The following is a 1,514-nucleotide window of genomic DNA, read 5'->3' as shown; positions in this document are numbered from 1 at the left end:
ACTAACTACTTCTTTTGCATCCCACTCCCATGGTGTGACGGGCGGTGTGTACAAGGCCCGGGAACGTATTCACCGTAGTATGCTGACCTACGATTACTAGCGATTCCGACTTCATGGAGTCGAGTTGCAGACTCCAATCCGGACTACGACGAGCTTTAAGGGGTCCGCTTACTGTCACCAGTTTGCATCCCTTTGTACTCGCCATTGTAGCACGTGTGTAGCCCTACTCGTAAGGGCCATGATGACTTGACGTCGTCCCCACCTTCCTCCGGTTTGTCACCGGCAGTCTCCTTAGAGTACCCAACTTAATGCTGGCAAATAAGGACAAGGGTTGCGCTCGTTGCGGGACTTAACCCAACATCTCACGACACGAGCTGACGACAGCCATGCAGCACCTGTATCTAGATTCCCGAAGGCACCAATTCATCTCTGAAAAGTTTCTAGTATGTCAAGAGTAGGTAAGGTTCTTCGCGTTGCATCGAATTAAACCACATGCTCCACCGCTTGTGCGGGCCCCCGTCAATTCATTTGAGTTTTAACCTTGCGGCCGTACTCCCCAGGCGGTCTACTTATCGCGTTAGCTTCACTACTCACGGATTAAATCCACAAACAGTTAGTAGACAGCGTTTACGGTGTGGACTACCGGGGTATCTAATCCCGTTCGCTACCCACACTTTCGCACATGAGCGTCAGTTATTGACCAGAGAGTCGCCTTCGCCACTGATGTTCCTCCAGATATCTACGCATTTCACCGCTACACCTGGAATTCCACTCTCCTCTCCAAAACTCTAGTCTGCCAGTTCTAAATGACCATCCCACGTTGAGCGCGGGGCTTTCACATCTAGCTTAACAGACCGCCTGCGTGCGCTTTACGCCCAGTAATTCCGATTAACGCTTGCACCCTCCGTATTACCGCGGCTGCTGGCACGGAGTTAGCCGGTGCTTCTTCTGTTGTTAACGTCACAGCAAGCAGGTATTAACTACTCACCTTTCCTCACAACTGAAAGTGCTTTACAACCCGAAGGCCTTCTTCACACACGCGGCATGGCTGCATCAGAGTTTCCTCCATTGTGCAATATTCCCCACTGCTGCCTCCCGTAGGAGTCTGGACCGTGTCTCAGTTCCAGTGTGGCTGATCTTCCTCTCAGAACAGCTAGAGATCGTCGCCTTGGTGAGCCTTTACCTCACCAACAAGCTAATCTCACCTGGGCTTCTCTTAGCGCGGGAGCCGAAGCCCCCTTTGACCCGTAGGTATTATGCGGTATTAGCTATCGTTTCCAATAGTTATCCCCCACACTAAGGCAAATTCCCAGGCATTACTCACCCGTCCGCCACTCGACATCATCTAGCAAGCTAGACATGTTTCCGTTCGACTTGCATGTGTTAGGCCTGCCGCCAGCGTTCAATCTGAGCCATGATCAAACTCTTCAATTAAATTTTTTGTAAATCGTTTTTTGTTGTCGACACTCTCAATGAGTGCCCACACAGATTGTCTTGTTATAAATTGTTAAAGA

Annotated in this window: 1 rRNA gene; it reads right to left on the bottom strand. The window is 50.3% G+C overall.

The features are described from left to right. Positions 1-1,434: ribosomal RNA gene (locus tag CXF81_RS00330) — 16S ribosomal RNA — on the bottom strand; the annotation flags it as partial. Positions 1,435-1,514 lie beyond the last annotated feature (80 nt).

The sequence above is a fragment of the Glaciecola sp. 33A genome (genome assembly GCF_002836745.1).
In the GTDB taxonomy this organism is placed as follows: domain Bacteria; phylum Pseudomonadota; class Gammaproteobacteria; order Enterobacterales; family Alteromonadaceae; genus Glaciecola.
Note: the sequence above shows the minus strand (reverse complement) of the source record. Positions and strands in the feature narration are given on the sequence as shown.